Source organism: Rhizobium sp. CF142, from assembly GCF_000281145.1.
Lineage (GTDB): Bacteria > Pseudomonadota > Alphaproteobacteria > Rhizobiales > Rhizobiaceae > Rhizobium.
Genome location: NZ_AJWE01000042.1, coordinates 35,479 through 52,103 on the forward strand (window position 1 = coordinate 35,479; position 16,625 = coordinate 52,103).

Consider the following 16,625-nt stretch of genomic DNA (forward strand, 5'->3'; position numbering starts at 1 on the left):
TCACGCTCCCTTTAGCCGCGGATCGAGCAGCACGTAGCTGACATCGACGATGAAATTGGCGATCAGCATGGTCGCGGTCATGATGAGAAGCTGGCCCTGGATGACGGGATAATCGCGGGCAAGGATCGCCTGGTAGAGGATGTTGCCGAGGCCGGGATAGTTATAGACGACCTCTGTCACCAATGAGCCGCCGAGAATGGTGCCGATGGCGATCGCAAGACTTGAGACGGTCGGCAGCAGCGCGTTGCGGGCCGCATACCAGAGCATCACATGCCGGTCGGACAGGCCCTTGGCGCGGGCCATGACGATATAGTCCTCGCCGAGCAGGTTGATCATGTTGTTGCGCATGGTGACGGTAAAGCCGCCGACCAGCACAGTGCAGAGCGTAATCATCGGCAGGATGCCGTGATAGGCGACACTGCCGATATATTGGAAGCTGAAGGCCGGATCGAGCGAGGGATCGGCCGCATAACCGTTCGGGAACCAGCCGAGCGTGAAACCGAAGAAAAACAGGACGATGAGCGAGGTGACGACGGCCGGCACCGATGTCGCGAAGATCGCGCCGATCGAGACGATGACGTCGAATTTGCTGCCGCGCCGCCAGGCTGCGACAATGCCCAGAAACGTTCCGAGCGCGAAGCTGATGATTGTCGCCGTGCCCATCAGGCCGACGGTCCACACCAGTGCGTGGCCGAGCACAGACGTGACCGGCAGCGGGAAATATTTGATCGAGCGGCCGAGATCGCCGGTGAAGATGCTGCAGAGATAGGTGAGATATTGCTGCCAGAGCGGCCCATCGACGAAGCCGAAGGTGAGCTTCAGCGCCTGCAGGCTTTCCGGCGGCAGTTCGGCGCCCGCACTCGAAAACATGATGCGCACGGGATCGCCCGGCATCAGCCTGGGCAGGAAGAAATTGATCGTCGCTGCGGCGATGAAGGCCGCCAGGTAAAAGGCGAGGCGGCGAAGCAGAAAGGCCATGGGGACTCCGTCAAAACAGGAGCGGCGCTTGCCGCGCCGCTCCCGCCGTTTGTAATAATGGCTTACTTGACCGGCTCGAGCGCCAGCAGGTTCACAAGACGTGCCGGGTTGGTACGCGAGATGGACGGATTGACGAAGGGGTTTTCCTTGGTCGACCAGCCGGTGAAGCGCTTGGTGTTGTACTGATACCAGTTCGGATTGTTGAACACGGGGATGACAGGCATGTTTTCGGCAACGATGCGCTGCGCCTTGTTCATCGCTTCCTTCTGCTTGTCGAGATCGGCCGTGTGGGTGAACTGGGTGACCAGATCTTCCACTTCCGGGTTGAACCAGCGCTGCGCAGTGAAGCGCGTCTTGCCCTTGTCCGAAGCGCTGAAGGCGCGCTTGTAAGGATAGTAGGGCGAGGCCGAAGCCGGGAGGCTGTTGATCGCCGCATCGAACTTGCCGTCGATGAGATCGGAGGTCCAGACGGCCTCTTCCGGCGTCTCGATCTTGGCATCAATGCCGACTGCCTGCATGCCTTCGATGGCGATGTTGACCGTGTCGATCCAGTCCGTCCAGGAGTTCGGAACGATGATCGAGAAGGAGATTTTCGAACCATCCGGATTGTCGCGCAGGCCGTCGCCGTCCTTGTCGACATAGCCGGCTTCGTCGAGCAGCGCCTTGGCAGCATCGGCGTCATAAGCGCCGAACTTGCCGAAATCGGCCTTGATGGACGGGTCCGCCCAGCTCTTGTAGAGCTCGCCCATCAGGCCCGGGTCTTCGTTCAGCGTCGGATAGCCGTAGCCGGCCACATCGATCATCGTCTTGCGGTCCAGCGCCATGGAGACCGCCTGGCGGAACTTCACGTCGTTGAAGGCCTTCTTGTTGCTCTCGTTCGAAGTCTCGAGATTGAACAGGAAGGCAACCATGCTGCTTGGTGAATACCAGTAGTGATAGTGAGCCGGATCCTTCGAAACATAGACATTGTCGATATCGGGGATGAAGGAGACGCCCCAGTCGAGCGTGCCATCGGCCGTCGCCGTCAGGATCTGGTTGTTGTCGGCAAGCTGTGGGAAGCGCATGCAGTCGACCTTCAGATGCTCGGCATCCCAGTAGTTCGGGTTGCGGCACTGGTCGTAGGTCTGGCCGGTGAAGCGCGGCACTTCCGTCAGCGGGCCGCTGCCTACGGGGTTTTCGTTGGCGTAGGTGACCGGATCGGCAACGTCCTTCCAGACATGCTCGGGTACGATCGGCAGCTGCGACAGCTGCTCGGCGGCAAGCGAGCTCGGATTGGCGAGCGTGAAGCGCACCGTCTGGGCATCGACGGCCTGCACGTCGGTGATGAAGCTCCAGATGCTAACGAAGTCGAGCGCCGGGAATTTCTTCAGATAGTCATAGGTGAACTTGACGTCGGCAGAGGTCAAAGGCTTGCCGTCCGACCACTTCAGGTTCGGGCGCAGCTTGAAGTCGATGCTCTTCAGGTCGTCTGAGAGCTTGAAGCTCTCGGCCAGACGATAGACCGGCTTGTTGCTGTCGAAGCGGTTGAAGATGACCAGCGGCTCATAGATGAAGTCGAGCGTCGACTGGCGCGACGAGGTCTGGTTGAACGGGTTGAAGTTGCGCACCCAGGTCGTGGCCGGCTCGATATTGGCCGTCAGGATCGTCTGCGCCATGGCCGAGCCTGACAGCATGGTCAGGGCCGCAGCCGCTAGGATATATTTCTTCATGACAAATTCCCCTTTTCTTATGCGGTGAAAGTCGTTGCGCTGGTCAGGAGACCAGCGCGCTTGCAAACATGGATTCGACTTCCGCCTGGGCAGCGCGATAGTCGATCTTGCGAGTGCCGAGGCGTGCCTTGCCGGCGTCGATACGCTTCTGTGCGGCGTCGGTCAGCGGGCGTGCGGCCTTGGCGGCGGCTTCGCTTTCCTTGACGTCGCCGTGGCTGTGAAGGGCGATGTCGAAACCGGCGTCGAGCACCTGGGCGACGCGTTCCGGCAGAGTGCCCTGCAGCGATTCCATGAAGATGCAGTCGGAGATCAGCACGCCGTCATAGCCCATATCCTTGCGGATCACGTCATGCATGATCGGCGAGATGGAGGCCGGAAGCTCTGCATCATAGGCGGAGTAGACGACATGGGCGACCATCGCCCAGGGCGTGTCCTTCAGCGCCACGAAGGGATTGAAGTCGGTGGCAGTGAGCGTCTCGCGCGAGGCATCGACGACGGGGCGCTCTTTGTGGGAATCGAGCGTGGCGCGGCCGTGGCCCGGAATGTGCTTCATGACCGGCATGTTGCCGGTTTCCAGCAGACCATCGACCACTTCGCGGCCGAGAGCGGCGATGAAATCGGGATCGGGGCCGAAGGAGCGGGCGCCGATGACAGCGCTCGTCGTTTCGAAGACGAGGTCGAGAACGGGCGAGCAGCCGCTCGAAAGACCGAGCTCCGTCATCATCGCGCCCATGGCCTGGGTGGAAAGGCGCAGCGCCTTCTTGCCGAGTTCGAGATCGCGGCGGGCAAGTTCGGCGAACTGGCCAAAGCTGCGGAAGAGCGGCCAGGGGCCGGCATCCATATGCTGCACACGACCGCCTTCCTGGTCGGTGAAGACGGGCGCATCGTCGCGGCCGACGGCCTCGCGGAAACGGTCGATCAGGATCTTTGCCTGCTCCGGATTGCGCAGGTTGCGGCGGCCGACGAAGAGACCGAACGGATTGGTCTCGCGGAAGAGGGCGAATTCGTCGTCCGAAAGCGTCGGATTGGGAAGGCCGACGAAGAGAGCGAGCGGGGTCGAGGACACTATTTCAAAACTCCGGTATCAGATGGTCATTTCGGCTGGCTTCGCAGCATGCCTTCGTAAATGCCCTTATCGGGGGCGGGAATTTCGACCGCGCCGGCGGTCTTGACGTAGAAATCGACGGGGCCGGCATCGCCGATGAAGGCATAGGCATGGCCAAGCGTCTTCAGGTTTTGCAGGCAGGCGGAAAAGAGGGCGAGGCCGATGCCCTTGCCACGCGCCGCGGGATCGACGCCTGTCGGGCCGAAGAAGCCGCGGGCCGTCGTGTCATAGCAGGCAAAGCCGAGCAGTTTACCGTTCTCGACGGCGATCAGACAGGCAACGGGCTGATGGGAAAAGGCGACGGTGACTTCACTTGCCCAGTTTTCGCTGAAGTGCTCGTGCACCCAGCCGGCCACGACGTGAAGTTCCGGCGGCAGAGCCGGACGGATTGTGATGCCGATGGAGCCGGCTTCTTCTTTCAGTTCCGCGAGCTTCGTGGAATATAAGCTCACAAGCAGGTCCGACACCCGAATTCCTCCAGATATTCCGCTATTACGGAATGTATACCCTTTTAATGACATAGCTTTGGATATATGGGCAGCCATGTCAACAGGCTTTTTACGAGGCAGGTACGGTTCAACTGAGGGTAGGTAAAACAAAACGGCCCGGTTTGACCGGGCCGTTGGGCAATCTTCAAATTGTGATCCGGCTCAGATCCCGGCGTCTTTCCACAGGGCGTGGAAATGATGGACAGGTCCATGGCCGGAGCCGACCGCCAATTCGCCTGCGGCAGCGACCGCTTGCGCAAGATAGGTTTTCGCGGTCGCGACGGCCACTTGCGGCAACGCGCCCTTTGCGAGCTCGGCGGCAAGCGCGCTGGAAAGGGTGCAGCCCGTGCCATGTGTGTTTTTGGTCGGTACGCGTTTCGCCTCGAACCAGTGCAGGCCAGAGGCGGTCGACAGGACGTCGGGGCTTTCGTCGCTGTCGAGATGGCCGCCCTTGACCAGCACCGCGGTGGGGCCGAGCGCACGCAGGCGCTCAGCCTGTGACGCCATCTGCTCGCGGCTTTCAGCAACTTCTTCGTGCAGCAGCGCGGCCGCCTCCGGCAGATTGGGGGTGAGCAGCGTGGCGAGCGGCAGCAGGTGCCGCGTCAGCGCATCGACGGCCTGCGGGTCGAGGAGCGCTGCTCCACCCTTGGCGATCATGACCGGATCGACGACGATGGGGATGCCGCGATGAGGCGTCAGCGCCTCGGCAACCGCTTCGGCAATGCCGGCATTGGCAATCATGCCGATCTTGACCGCGTCGACGCGCACATCGGCAAAGACCGCCTTGATCTGCTGGGCGACGAAGTGCGGCGGCACAAGATGCACGCCGGTCACCCCTTGGGTGTTCTGCGCCGTCAATGCTGTCAGCGCAGCCATGCCATAGACGCCGTGGGCCGAGAAAGCCTTCAGATCGGCCTGAATGCCGGCGCCGCCGGAGGGATCAGAGCCGGCGATGGATAAGACGTTGCGGATCATCGGCGAATCTTTCGGATTTCCTCGGCGATGCGAATTGTCGCGGCCCGCGGATCCAGCGTACCGCAGATTGCCGAGACGACAGCGAGCCCATCGGCACCTGCCGCGAAGACGGAAGCGACATGCTCGCTCTTCAACCCGCCGATCGCAACCGTCGGAACGGGCGCAGCCTCGATCAGCTTCGCCAGCCCGTCAAAGCCGATCGGCTGCTTATGATCGGTCTTGGTTGGAGTGGCAAAGACCGGTCCGATGCCGGCATAGTCGACAATAGCGGGGTCGATGGCTGCTGCCAGCGCTCCGGTCTCGACCGACAGGCCGAGGATCATGTCCGGGCCGATCATCGCACGGGCGGCGGCGGGTCCCATATCGTCCTGGCCGATATGCAGCCCATCGGCGCCGATCGCAACGGCCGCCTCCACGTCGTCGTTGACAATAAGCGAGGCGCCGGTGCCCTTCAGGATCTCCTTCAGCGCCAGGCCGGTATCGATCATTCTTGCCGTTCCGCCATGCTTGTCGCGAAGCTGCACCATGGTCGCGCCGCCTGCGACGGCAAGCCGCGCCGTCTCGACCATGCCGATTCCGGCGCAGAGATCGGGGTCAAGAACGAGGTAGAGGGAAAGATCGAAGCGTTTCATGCGGCGCTGATCCTGACCTTTACATCGAGTGTCGCGCCATCGAGCGCGGCAAGCGCATCGAGAAAACGCCAGGAGAAGGAACCGGGACCATCCGCACTTTTCGCTGCCTCCTCGCCGGCAACAGCGAACGTAGCAAGTGCAGCAACAGCGGCTGCGAAAGGGTCTGCGGGAATGGTGGCGGCGAAGGCACCCGTCAGGCAGGTCAGCGAGCAGCCAAGCGCAGTCACCTGCGGCATCAGCGGCGAGCCACCTTCGATGCGCAGCGCCTGCGCGCCGTCAGTCACGAAATCCACGACGCCGGTGACGGCGACGACCGCGCCATGCCGTTCGGCAAGCAGCCGCGCGGATGCCTCGGCCTGCTCAACCGGGTCACGGCTGTCGACGCCCTGGCCACGGCTCTCGCCGCCGGCAAGCGCGATGATTTCGGAAGCATTGCCGCGGATGATCGTCGGGCGAAGCGCCAGGAGATCGGCAGTGGCCTTGTGCCGGAAGGATGTTGCATAATGAGCGACCGGATCGAGGACCCAGGGCTTGCCGCCGGCATTGGCGGCGGCTGCCGCGGCATGCATGCCGTCGATCCATTGGGGGGAGAGCGTGCCGATATTGACGGTCAAAGCGCCGGCGATCGCAGCGAACTCTCCCGCTTCCTCGGCGGCGTGAACCATGGCGGGCGATGCCCCGGCCGCGAGCACCACATTGGCGGCGATGTTCATGGCTACATAATTGGTGATGCACTGTACGAGCGGCGGTTTCGCGCGCATCGCCGTCAACAGTGCTCCGGGTGTCTTGTTCTCCATAGTACCCCTTTCAGGCGGGGCAGGCGCGGGAACGATCGTGCGATGAAGCAGGCTTCGACCCGAGCGACTCCCTCCGCCGGCATTATCCGGTTCAGGTTCGAAGGGTGCTTCTCAGCCCATTCCCACAAACGGGCGCCCCTGTCTCTCAACGGCACTCTTTCTTGCAGAGAATGGCGCCGATGTCACTGGCAAAATGACGGTCTTGCGAACGAGGATCCGCGCCTGGCAGCGCCACGCCTGCTGGAGACGCTGTCATCAGTCAAGTTGATGTCTGCCTGCAGCCGGGTGCGGGAGCTTGCCAATCTCTTCGGCGGTCCCCTTAGAGACGCCGCCGTCTGAAGTCTGGCAAGCTCCGATACATCAACGCAGCGGAGCCGGAAGCAGGTTACTGGTGAAATCCTGGTACGAAACGGGCCGCAGGAACCTGTAGATGGCGAGCGTCCCGACAGAGGTCGATCTGCCGTCCGCCGTTGCCGGGTAGGGGCCGCCATGCACCATGGCAGGCGATACTTCCACGCCGGTTCCGAATCCGTTCACGAGCAGGCGTCCGGCCAGCATTTCCAGCTTGGGAACAAGGCGCTTTGCGTCCGGCTCGTCTTCGCTCGCAATGTGCAGGGCAACGGTCAACTGACCTTCGAGACCGTCGAGGACGCGCTCGAGTTCGGCGAGATCACGGCAGCGAACGATGAGGCCGGCTGCACCGAAGACCTCATCCTGAAGCTCGTGATGCGCAAGGAATGCCGAAGCCGTCGTCTCGAAGAGAGCGGCCACGCCTTCGAATTCGCTGCCCGGCTTGCCATTGGCAACGAGACGGACTTCGGGATGCTTTTCCAGCCGTGCGACGCCATCACAGAACGCCTTGGCGATGGAGCCCGTGAGCATCGTCTGGGCGCCGACATCAGGCAGAAGCTCCCGTGTCTTGGCAATGAAAGTGTCCAGACCTTCGCTGTCGACGGCGAGAATGAGGCCGGGATTAGTGCAGAATTGTCCGGCACCCAGGACCAGCGAGCCCACGAAGGCCGTTGCAATCTCCGCTGCGCGGCTTTTCAGGGCATTCGGGAAGAAGATAACCGGATTGATGCTGCTCATTTCCGCATAGACCGGGATCGGCTGCTTACGCTCGGAAGAAATCTTCATCAGCGCAGTGCCGCCACGGCGCGATCCTGTGAAGCCGACTGCCCGGATTCTGGCATCGGCGACGAGCTTCTGCCCGACCTCGAAGCCGGTATCGAAAAGAAGTGCGAAGGTACCGGCATGCAGGCCGGCCTTGGCGACGGCGCGCTGTACGGCGCGGCCGACCAGTTCCGACGTGCCCGGATGAGCGGAGTGGGCCTTGACGACGACGGGGCATCCTGCCGCGAGCGCAGACGCCGTGTCGCCGCCAGCAACCGAGAAGGCGAGTGGAAAGTTCGATGCGCCGAAAACGGCGACGGGGCCGAGGGGAATGTTGCGCAGGCGAAGATCGGGCTTTGGAACCGGCTTGCGGGAGGGATCCGCGCCATCGAAACGAAGCTCCTGGAACCGGCCGTCGCGAACCTCCTTCGCAAACAGCCGAAGCTGTCCCATCGTGCGAGCACGCTCGCCTTCGAGACGTCCGCGCGGAAGTCCGGTTTCCGCCATTGCCCGCACGATCAGCTCGTCACCGATAGCCTCGATCTCACTGGCAATCGTTTCAAGAAAGGCAGCACGCGTTTCCAGATCAGTTTCCCGGTAGGAGGCGAACGCTTCCCATGCAAGCCTGGTCGCCTCTTCGACGTCTTCGGCGGAGGCGCCACCGAAAGAGACGGGCAGAGCCGTCCCTGTGGCTGCCTCGACGCCGTAGAGCTCGCCACGCGTGCCGCGCTTTTCCGATCCCGCGACGAGCAGGCTTCCATTGATAGTCATGACGGATTTCCTTTCAAACAGACTCGAGCGAAGTATATAGGCGTTCGTTTTCTCATTTTCACGACATCTTTCCCAGAAGTCGCACCCAAGACGGACATCTCCGGCAGAGACTTGATCGCGACACCGAGCGGGTCGGACGAAAGCACGCGCAAAAGCAATTTCATGTCGAAATGCCGCCCCTTTTTTACGCTCATTCTCGGGCGGGATTAAATATCGAGGGGGCCACATGAAATACGCATCCGCTGTCTGTGCGGCGTTTACCGCAATACTGCTCTCCACAACCGCATCGGCGCAAAGCGGGACGATCAAGTCGATCCGCTTGTCCTCCGGCGGCGTCGCCGAATATGTGCGCAGTCTTAATGTCGGGGACGACGGCAACGCCGTCGTTGAGGTGCCGACAGACCAGATGGATGACTTCCTGAAGACCCTCGTCGTATCGGGACCGGCGTCCGTGAAAGGGCTTTCGACCACCGGGCCGGGCATGATCGGCGAAACATTCAAGGCGTTGCCGATCAAGCCACAGGATCTGGATTCCGCCGCCGGCGTGCTGAGGGCCCTGAGAGGCGCTCCGGTCTCTGCGAACGGGGTGAAGGGACGAATCGTCGGAGTGGAGCCGCCGACCGAAAAGCAGAGGGCGCGGCTGATCGTGCTGCTCGATAGCGGCGCCTTCGACGTTGCCGAGATCGGCGGCGCCATGACCTATAAACTCGACGATCCCAAGGACGCCGAGATGGTGAGCCGGGCTGCGGAACTGCTGTCGAGCGATGGGGTGCAGGGCACGCGCACTGTCACCATCGCGCTCGATGGCAAGGCGTCTGCAGCAGTGGACATTTCCTATGTCGTCGCAGCCCCGCTCTGGAAGCCGTCCTACAGGATCATTGTCGATGCCAAAGGCAAAGCGAGGCTGCAGGCATGGGCCGTGCTGGAGAATGCCTCCGGCGAAGACTGGCAAGGGGTTTCCGTATCCCTGACGTCAGGCAGGCCGGTGACACTGCGCCAGAGACTATACGCAAGAATATGGCCGCAGCGCGTGGAGGTGCCGGCCGCATATCTTGACGTAGCAGGCCTTGACGTAGCAAGCGCCAAACGCGGCATGGTTGGTGGGGCGTTGCTGAACAAGGAGACTGCTGAGGCTCCGGCTCCCGTTATGGCCGCTCCGGCCACCACTGTTATTGCCGCTGCCGACGAGGGCGACGTGGTCGCAAACTTCGATCTTCCAGGCACCTACAACCTGAAGAACGGAGAAACGATTTCCGTGCCGATCCTCGATCATGAGATCGGGGCGGAGTTCGTCGCCCTCTACCGTGATGGCGCGCAACATCCGGATGCGGCGCTGGTGCTGACGAATGACACGGCTACGTCGCTGCCGCCGGCGGTCGCGGCGGTCTATGACGAAAAGGGGCGCTATGTCGGTGACGCACGCATCGGCAACATGAAGCCGGGCGGAGTGGAAACGGCGACGTTTGCTGCCGATCAGAAGATCGACCAGGAAATGGCAACCACGACCTCAAGCGCCTTCCGAACGATTGTGGTCAAGGACGGCTATCTCGACGCGACGCTCGAACGTCGCATGCGAAAGACCTTCACCGCCTGGGGCGCCGATGCCGACAGAAAGTTCGTCGCGGAAGATGCCGCTATGGCAGGGTGGGAACTTGTCCCGTCCGAGGGCGTGGAGGAAACGCCGCAAGGTGCGCGGGCGACCGTTGTCGTGCCCGCGGGAAAGAAGGTTTCGACCACTATCGAATGGCGCATGGTCGAAAACGAAACCCAGGCGATCGCCGATATCGATGATACCGTGATCCTGCAGTGGCTCGATGAAAGCCCCTCACCTGATATCGCTAAGAAGCTTCAAGGGCTCGTGACGGCGAGAACGGCGCAGAAGGAGGCGGAGAGAGACCTGTCGACGGTGATGCAGGCCATAGAGGACGCAACCTCGGAATCCTCACGGATTTCAGGCATGCTTGCCTCTGTAGGGGATACGCCGCTCAAGCAGCAGTTCCTTCAGGACCTGACGGAGCAGGAGAAATCGATCAAGACGCTACGCGCACAGAGGGACGAGGCGCGCGTTCGACTCGAGGAGCTTCGCAAGGAGCTCGGGGAAGCGATAGCCCGCCTTTAGGCGGCTTGCGAGCCGGGCGGAGAAAACCGCGCCTTGACCAGTTCGTGGTCCGAGATCGCAGCACCATCGGCATCGACGGCTGGAACGGTCACCGCTTCGCCTGCGGCAAGGCTGCGAGCAAACAGCCAGTCGAGGCGGGTAAAAGGCGGCTGCGGGATGCCGTCCGGTCCGCTGCGTCGGGTAGGCGCGAAATCGTTCGCCGTCTCCCAGCGATAGCCGGCCTCGGCGAACAGGCCGAACAGCGGCTCATGCGCTCCCGGTTCGCGCGATCCACTGGGAAGGATATTGGTGTTGAAATCGCCGCCGATCACGACGGGCAGATCGCCAGCGAGCCTATCGATGGTCTCAATCAGCCGCTTCGTCTGCCTGGCGCGGTCCTCGACATCGGTCTTGCTTTCCAGATGGACGCTGACAGCAAGGATCGGTCCGAATACGGTTTCGATCTTCGCGGCAATCGCCATACGTCCACCGATGCGGCCCTGACCGTCTTTCGCATCCGTCCACCATGTGCCTCCGTCATCGAGGCGGATCAATGCAGTATCCTGCAATGGCAGGCGGGAAAGCAGCGCATTGCCGTGGAAGCCGATCGAATTCGTCTGGCCCTTGTGCCGTTCGCGCTCGCGGGAATTTCCAAGGCCAAGTTCTACGAATTCGACGCCGAAGACATAGGACATGCCGAGATCACGGGCGAGATCGGCAACCGTGTGGCGATTACCTGCGCGCGCCGTACCGAGATCGGCCTCGCTTAGAAGCAGGATATCGGCGCCGCTCTGGCGCACGAGCGCGAGAGATGGCGCCTGATATTTCAGGCGCTCGGCATTCCATGCGGCAATGACAAGGCCGTTCCCGACTCCTGTGCCGCTATCGACGTTCACAACTTCGATCGTTGAAAGCGCCGGAAGGGCTGCCGCCAGCCTGTCATGCTCAGCCTGCGTCATTTCGGCGGACCGCGCATCTTGAAAAAAAGCGGCCGAAGGTGCGGCAAGCGTCTCCACGGCGACCGCAACGAGGTTGCGGTCGCCGGTGGCGAGATCGGAAAAGCGGGTCATTGCCGTCAGGCTCAGGCGTCGACGGTCTTGGCGCCAGTGCGAGCCGGGGCGACGAGACCTGCGCCGGTGTCGGCCGAATAGAGATGGATCGAATCCTGATCGATGGCGATGCCGATCCGGTCGCCGGTCTTCAGCGAGACCGAACCGGTCATGGCGACGGCAAAGGGCAGGCCATCGAAATCGGCATGCACGACGCGGCTTGCGCCCAGTTCTTCGATGAAGTCGGCGGTCGCAACGAGGGCACCCGGTGCATCCGGAGAGACGAGGCGGGCGGCTTCGGCGCGCACGCCGAGAACGACGCGCTGTCCGGCGAGCTGCTTGCCGCGTTCTGCCGGAAGGGCGACGGTGCGGCCCTCGTCATAGATGAAGACGCCGTTGTCATTGACGCGGCCCTCGAGGAGGTTCATCGCCGGCGTACCGACGAAGCCGGCGACGAAGCGGGTTTTCGGATAGTGATAGACCTCTTCCGGCGTGCCGACCTGTTCAACATTGCCGGCATTCATGACGATGATGCGGTCGGCAAGCGTCATGGCCTCGTTCTGGTCATGCGTGACGAAGATCGAGGTGGCGCCGAGGCGGCGATGCAGACGGCGGATTTCCGCCCGCATGGCGATACGCAGCTTGGCGTCGAGGTTCGACAGCGGCTCGTCGAAGAGGAAGACCTTCGGCTCGCGGATCATGGCGCGGCCCATGGCCACACGCTGGCGCTGGCCGCCCGAAAGGGCTGCCGGACGGCGCTCCAGGAAGGGCTCGAGGCTGAGCGCCTTGGCGACATCGGCGATGCGACGGTCACGTTCGGCCTTCGGCACGCCGGCGACCTTGAGCGCATAGCCGATATTCTCGGCGACGCTCATATGCGGATAGAGCGCGTAGTTCTGGAAGACCATGGCGCAGCCGCGTTCACGCGGCTCGAGCTGGTTGACCACGCGGCCGTCGATCGCAATTTCGCCGCCGGTGATTTCTTCCAGGCCGGCGACCATGCGCAACAGCGTGGACTTGCCGCAGCCGGACGGACCGAGGATGACGATGAATTCGCCTGACTGGATTTCGAGATCGACGCCATGAACGACGGCGTTCTTGCCATAGCTCTTTTTTACGCCACGGATGGAGATCGGTGCCAAGGGTCTGTTCCTTTCACTTCTCGGTGGAGATAAGGCCGCGCACGAACCAACGCTGCATCAGGATGACGAGGATCAGTGGCGGCGACATGATGATCAATGTTCCGGCCATCGCGACGTTCCAGTCGGGCAGGCCGAATTCGGAGGGGATGAGTGTCTTGAGCTGAGTGACGGCGATGCCGAACTTCGGGTCGGTCGTGATCAGCAGCGGCCAGAGGTACTGGTTCCAGGCCCAGACGAACATGATGGTGAAAAGCGCGATCATGTTCGGGCGAGACAGCGGCAAAAGCACGTCCCAGAAAAAGCGGATCGCACCCGAGCCGTCCATCTTCGATGCTTCGGCGAGTTCGTCCGGAACGGTCAGATAGAACTGGCGATAGAGGAAAGTGCCTGTCGCGGTGGCGACCATCGGCAACACGAGACCCGGATAGGAGTTCAGGAGACCCCATTCAAGCTTGATTTGGATGCCGGTGACCTGTGCGATCAGCCAGGTAATGCCGGTGACGTCGAGGATCGCCTGGAAGGGCTGAAGTGCGTTGGCGGCGATTGAATAGGTCGGCACGATGCGCACTTCCAGCGGCAACATCAGCGTGATGAAGATGATCCAGAAGATCAGATAGCGGCCACGGAAGCGGAAATAGACGATCGAGAAGGCGGCCATGGCCGAGAGGATGACCTTGCCGGCGCCGACCGTGGCAGCGAAGATGACGCTGTGAAACAGCTTGTTGCCGAGATCGGCGCGAACCCAGGCAGTCTGCACGTTCTCCCAGAAATGGCTGCTCGGGACCAGCGGCAGCGGCACGCGGTTGACTGTCTCGAGATCAAGCGTCGATGCGACGATCACGATCAGGAAAGGCAGGAGTGCGATCATCAGGCCGAGTGCGAGCAGGGTGTAGCAGACGAAATTGAATATTGGCGTGCGTTCGATCATGTTTGCGACCTCACTTGTAGTGCACGCGCCGCTCGATGAAGCGGAACTGGAAAATGGTGAGCAGGATGACGAGCCCCATCAGGATCATGGATTGCGCTGCAGCGCCGGAATAATCGAGGCCCCTGAAGCCGTCGAAATAGATCTTGTAGACCATGAGATCCGTGGCGCGCGCCGGACCGCCCTGGGTCATGACGTCGACGATACCGAAGGAATCCTGGAAGCTTTCGGTGATATTAATGACGAGCAGGAAGAACAGCGTCGGTGTAAGCAGCGGCAGCTGGATATCCAGCATGCGGCGCAGCGGCCCCGAGCCGTCCATGGCGGCCGCCTCGATCAGCGAGCGTGGAATGCCCTGCAACGCCGACAGGAAGAAAATAAAGTTGTAGCCGATATATTTCCAGGAAAAGGCGATGACGACGGCGATCATGGCATCCTTGCCGTCGAGCGCCGGGTTCCAGAGGCCGGGCCAGACTTGGTTGATGACCGACAGAAGACCAGCTTCCGGCGCCAGGATGAAGCGGAAGGCAAGGCCGAGAGCGGGAGCGGCAATCGCATAGGGCCAGATGAAGACCGACCGGTAGATTTTATGGCCGCGCAGTTCACGATCCGTCAGAAGCGCCAGGATGAGCGCCAGCCCCATGGCGATAACAGTCGAACTGAAGCCGAAGATCATGCTGCGGGTGACGGAGTCCCAATAGACCGGGTCGCTTAGCAGCAGTTTGAAATTGTCGAAACCGACCCAGGCATTGCCCCCGCCCCATGGCTGCTCGAGCGTGAACGCCCAATACAGCGCCTGCGCGCTCGGCCAGTAGAAAAAGACGAAGATCAGCAGCAGCATCGGAAATGCAAAGAGAAGGCCGATCGTCGTCGAGGAGAAAGTGACGCGCTTTTCCATGAGTGGTCGTTTTCGTCCTGGTTTGGTTCTGGCGCGGGCGGGCGATGTCGCTGCCGCAGCCGGTAGGAAATTTATAAAGACGCACCCGGCGCGCCAAGAGCGGGCCGGGTGCGGCTCATATCAGTCGATTAGGGGAGCTGAACGCCCTTGTAGGTCTGCTGGAAGCGACGCAGGAGCTGGTTGCCGCGATCGGCAGCAGAGTCGAGCGAAGCCTGGACATCGGCATTGTTGACGAAGATTGCCTGCAGGCCGTTAGCGATTTCGGTGCGGACCTGGAGCAGGCCACCGAGACGGATGCCCTTGGCAGAGGTGTCGCCGGCCGGGGAAGCGGTCAGGCTCTGAATGGCGAGTTCGCGACCGGCATAGGGAGCCTTGTCGTAGAAGCCCTGCTTCTTCAGGTATTCGAAGCCGGAGTTACGAACCGGGATGTAGCCGGTAACGGTTGACCAGGTGAGGGCTTCTTCCGGCTTTGCGATGAAGTTGAAGAAGGCAGCAGCAGCCTTGTATTCGGCGTCCGAATGACCCTTCAGAACCCAGAGCGAAGCGCCGCCGACGTAGGAGCTGTGACGGGTTGCGTCGCCATAGGTCGGGAGCATCGAAACGCCCCAGTTCATGCCCTGCTTGGCGGTGCGGCCGACGTTGCCATGGTCGCCAACCGAGGTCAGGATGACCTGGCAATCGCCAGCAGCGAAGGCCTCAACGAAGGTCTGGCCGACAGCCTTGTTCTTGATGACGGCGAGCTTGTTGTCGTACCAGGACTTCAGGTCCTTGACGTAGCTGACGAGCATCGGGTTCTTGTTGAACACCAGTTCGGCGTCGAGGCCTTCAAAGCCGTTCTTCTTCGTAGCGATCGCTTCGCCGTTGACGGCTTCGAACTGCTCGATGTACTGCCAGACTTCGTTGTTGGAGATGTCGAAGCCGAGCGGGCAAGCATAGCCTGCGTCCTTGAGGGCCTTGAAGTCTTCGCCCGCTTCCTTCCAGGTCGCCGGAGCATGGTCCTTGCCGATCTTGGCGAAGGCGTCCTTGTTCCAATAGAGCAGAGCCGTCGAGGAGTTGAAGGGGAAGGAGTACATCTCGCCCTTCGACGTTGCGTAGTAGCCGGCGATACCGGAGAAATAGTCCTTCCAGTCAACATTGTAGCCCATGTCGCTCATGAGCTTGTTGGCCGGGTAGTAGGCGCCCGAAAGCATGATGTCGAGCGTGCCTGCATCCGAAACCTGAGCGATAGTCGGCTGCTTACCGGCGCGGAAGGCAGCGATCGTATTCTGCAGCGAGGCGTCGTAGGAGCCCTGGCTGGTGCAGACGACTTCGTAGTCGCCCTGGGACTGGTTGAAACGGTCGCACTGTTCCTGAACGCGCTTTGCGATGTCGCCCGAGTTACCGAACCAGAAATCAATCTTGGTCTTTTCGGCGGCGGCGGCAGGACCAGCAGCAAGGAAGGCTGTAGCGAGAAGGGCGCCTACGGCGCCGAGAAGCTTGGCTTGCATGAGAACCCTCGAAAAATAGGACGCGCCCCCTCTTGAGCGCACGCCCTATTAACTGGTTCAATTTGCGGTAACCAATGAAGTTTCTATGACATGAATAGAGTAGAAAGTTTCTGTCACAAAATATTCATGTCCAAATTTTGTGAACTTTTCATCGAACATCGATGCCTTGAGTTCCCGTTGTCCACTGATGTGATCGCCTATATTCTATTTATATATGAAATATAGCTCGAACGATGAAAGCTACCGTGTCTATTCAATTCTATTAATGGCCATTATTATTAGGTCGATTTCAAAAATCTCTCGAATGCTCGACCAGAAACAACCTGCTGTAAGGAGAATTCGACCTCGGAAATAGCTTTGCACAGCTGTGCGTTGAGCTGCAAAAATACGACATATGGTATTCATTTTGCGACATTTTGATCATTTTGCCTATTTCTTGGGCGATTCCGGTGTCGGTG

Annotated in this window: 14 protein-coding genes and 1 riboswitch; of the genes, 1 reads left to right on the forward strand and 13 read right to left on the reverse strand. The window is 61.1% G+C overall.

The features are described 5' to 3' along the window. The 8 genes from PMI11_RS11600 to PMI11_RS11635 all read right to left on the reverse strand — a co-directional run bounded on the left by PMI11_RS11600 (position 1) and on the right by PMI11_RS11635 (position 8,568). Positions 1 to 978 carry an ABC transporter permease gene (locus PMI11_RS11600; RefSeq protein WP_007816952.1) on the reverse strand — a complete coding sequence of 326 codons (978 nt, stop codon included), beginning with the start codon at positions 976 to 978 and terminating at the stop codon, positions 1 to 3. Between the two features lie 62 nt (positions 979 to 1,040). Next, positions 1,041 to 2,687: an ABC transporter substrate-binding protein gene (locus PMI11_RS11605; protein ID WP_007816955.1), complete on the reverse strand. Its 1,647-nt coding sequence runs from the start codon at positions 2,685 to 2,687 to the stop codon at positions 1,041 to 1,043. 43 nt (positions 2,688 to 2,730) lie between these two features. After that, on the reverse strand, positions 2,731 to 3,753 hold the full coding sequence (locus PMI11_RS11610; RefSeq protein ID WP_007816957.1) for a glycoside hydrolase family 3 N-terminal domain-containing protein: 1,023 nt from the start codon (positions 3,751 to 3,753) through the stop codon (positions 2,731 to 2,733). A 26-nt stretch (positions 3,754 to 3,779) separates the two neighbouring features. Then, positions 3,780 to 4,259 carry a GNAT family N-acetyltransferase gene (locus PMI11_RS11615; RefSeq protein ID WP_007816960.1) on the reverse strand — a complete coding sequence of 160 codons (480 nt, stop codon included), beginning with the start codon at positions 4,257 to 4,259 and terminating at the stop codon, positions 3,780 to 3,782. A 183-nt stretch (positions 4,260 to 4,442) separates the two neighbouring features. Then, positions 4,443 to 5,255, reverse strand: a complete 813-nt coding sequence (gene thiD / locus PMI11_RS11620) for a bifunctional hydroxymethylpyrimidine kinase/phosphomethylpyrimidine kinase (protein ID WP_007816963.1) — start codon at positions 5,253 to 5,255, stop codon at positions 4,443 to 4,445. Then, complete coding sequence (thiE, locus tag PMI11_RS11625; protein ID WP_007816964.1) at positions 5,252 to 5,887, reverse strand: thiamine phosphate synthase; 636 nt, start codon at positions 5,885 to 5,887, stop codon at positions 5,252 to 5,254. Before thiE ends, thiD begins: the two co-directional genes overlap by 4 nt. Next, entirely contained in the window at positions 5,884 to 6,684 is an 801-nt protein-coding gene (thiM, locus tag PMI11_RS11630; protein WP_007816966.1) for a hydroxyethylthiazole kinase, read from the reverse strand. The genes thiE and thiM overlap by 4 nt, the downstream gene beginning before the upstream one ends. 51 nt (positions 6,685 to 6,735) lie before the next feature. Next, positions 6,736 to 6,834: riboswitch (TPP riboswitch) on the reverse strand. A gap of 210 nt (positions 6,835 to 7,044) precedes the next feature. Further along, positions 7,045 to 8,568, reverse strand: a complete 1,524-nt coding sequence (locus tag PMI11_RS11635) for an aldehyde dehydrogenase (NADP(+)) (protein ID WP_007816968.1) — start codon at positions 8,566 to 8,568, stop codon at positions 7,045 to 7,047. Positions 8,569 to 8,794: 226 nt separating this feature from the next. On the opposite strand from PMI11_RS11635, the gene PMI11_RS11640 reads away from it, so the two are divergent. After that, positions 8,795 to 10,687 (forward strand): DUF4139 domain-containing protein, encoded by a 1,893-nt coding sequence (locus PMI11_RS11640; protein ID WP_007816970.1) that lies wholly within the window; start codon positions 8,795 to 8,797, stop codon positions 10,685 to 10,687. Here the strand turns inward: PMI11_RS11640 and PMI11_RS11645 are convergent. From PMI11_RS11645 to PMI11_RS11665, 5 genes are all read right to left on the reverse strand, one after another. Next, on the reverse strand, positions 10,684 to 11,736 hold the full coding sequence (locus PMI11_RS11645) for an endonuclease/exonuclease/phosphatase family protein (protein WP_007816973.1): 1,053 nt from the start codon (positions 11,734 to 11,736) through the stop codon (positions 10,684 to 10,686). The genes PMI11_RS11640 and PMI11_RS11645 overlap by 4 nt on opposite strands. Before the next feature lie 11 nt (positions 11,737 to 11,747). Next, positions 11,748 to 12,857 (reverse strand): sn-glycerol-3-phosphate ABC transporter ATP-binding protein UgpC, encoded by a 1,110-nt coding sequence (ugpC, locus tag PMI11_RS11650; protein WP_007816976.1) that lies wholly within the window; start codon positions 12,855 to 12,857, stop codon positions 11,748 to 11,750. A 13-nt stretch (positions 12,858 to 12,870) separates the two neighbouring features. Beyond that, positions 12,871 to 13,785 carry an ABC transporter permease subunit gene (locus PMI11_RS11655; protein ID WP_007816978.1) on the reverse strand — a complete coding sequence of 305 codons (915 nt, stop codon included), beginning with the start codon at positions 13,783 to 13,785 and terminating at the stop codon, positions 12,871 to 12,873. A gap of 10 nt (positions 13,786 to 13,795) precedes the next feature. Then, complete coding sequence (locus tag PMI11_RS11660) at positions 13,796 to 14,680, reverse strand: carbohydrate ABC transporter permease (protein WP_007816980.1); 885 nt, start codon at positions 14,678 to 14,680, stop codon at positions 13,796 to 13,798. A gap of 128 nt (positions 14,681 to 14,808) precedes the next feature. Further along, a complete protein-coding gene (locus PMI11_RS11665; RefSeq protein WP_007816982.1) occupies positions 14,809 to 16,167 on the reverse strand; it encodes an extracellular solute-binding protein in 1,359 nt (452 codons plus the stop codon). Positions 16,168 to 16,625 lie beyond the last annotated feature (458 nt).

Bases quoted from the DNA above. Each gene is read 5' to 3' on its own strand.
- PMI11_RS11600 (WP_007816952.1), bottom strand. From the start codon at position 978: ATGGCCTTTCTGCTTCGCCGCCTCGCCTTTTACCTGGCGGCCTTCATC.
- PMI11_RS11605 (WP_007816955.1), bottom strand. From the start codon at position 2,687: ATGAAGAAATATATCCTAGCGGCTGCGGCCCTGACCATGCTGTCAGGC.
- thiD (WP_007816963.1), bottom strand. From the start codon at position 5,255: ATGATCCGCAACGTCTTATCCATCGCCGGCTCTGATCCCTCCGGCGGC.
- thiE (WP_007816964.1), bottom strand. From the start codon at position 5,887: ATGAAACGCTTCGATCTTTCCCTCTACCTCGTTCTTGACCCCGATCTC.
- thiM (WP_007816966.1), bottom strand. From the start codon at position 6,684: ATGGAGAACAAGACACCCGGAGCACTGTTGACGGCGATGCGCGCGAAA.
- PMI11_RS11635 (WP_007816968.1), bottom strand. From the start codon at position 8,568: ATGACTATCAATGGAAGCCTGCTCGTCGCGGGATCGGAAAAGCGCGGC.
- PMI11_RS11640 (WP_007816970.1), top strand. From the start codon at position 8,795: ATGAAATACGCATCCGCTGTCTGTGCGGCGTTTACCGCAATACTGCTC.
- PMI11_RS11645 (WP_007816973.1), bottom strand. From the start codon at position 11,736: ATGACCCGCTTTTCCGATCTCGCCACCGGCGACCGCAACCTCGTTGCG.
- PMI11_RS11655 (WP_007816978.1), bottom strand. From the start codon at position 13,785: ATGATCGAACGCACGCCAATATTCAATTTCGTCTGCTACACCCTGCTC.
- PMI11_RS11660 (WP_007816980.1), bottom strand. From the start codon at position 14,680: ATGGAAAAGCGCGTCACTTTCTCCTCGACGACGATCGGCCTTCTCTTT.
- PMI11_RS11665 (WP_007816982.1), bottom strand. From the start codon at position 16,167: ATGCAAGCCAAGCTTCTCGGCGCCGTAGGCGCCCTTCTCGCTACAGCC.